Below are 357 nucleotides of genomic sequence, written 5' to 3' on the forward strand. Positions count from 1 at the left end.
CACTGACATGCTAAAGCAAAAAATAGATGAATAAGTTGAGTTGTGCATATGTAGCCTGACCGTCACAAAGTATATGGTGTCTGTACCAGTAAGATGATGGCCGGACTCTTTAAAAAAGAGCTGACCTGCACAATACAGGATGGACTTAGCAATGGCTGCTCCTGGCACAAAGCGGACAGTGATCACCGTTCTTACGACTACTTTCTGACTTCCTTCGTGACTTGCCCTAAGCATGTTGTAGTGCGATACTTGTAATGACATTTGTAATTACAAGAGGTGTAAGACATGGGTAGCATTAACCTGCGTATTGACGATGAACTTAAAGCGCGTTCTTACGCCGCGCTTGAAAAAATGGGT

At 43.4% G+C, this 357-nt stretch carries 1 protein-coding gene and 1 pseudogene; one reads left to right on the top strand and one right to left on the bottom strand.

What is annotated here, in order from left to right; genetic code table 11:
- A partial coding sequence (gene ydfV / locus ACUU1I_RS21295; protein ID WP_449144952.1) for a protein YdfV occupies nucleotides 1–261 on the bottom strand: 261 nt, incomplete at its 3' end.
- 24 nt (nucleotides 262–285) lie between these two features.
- Between ydfV and relB the strand changes: the two are divergent.
- Nucleotides 286–357, top strand: a pseudogene (gene relB / locus ACUU1I_RS21300) (type II toxin-antitoxin system antitoxin RelB); the annotation flags it as partial.

Source organism: Shigella sp. SIG3 (assembly GCF_053555855.1).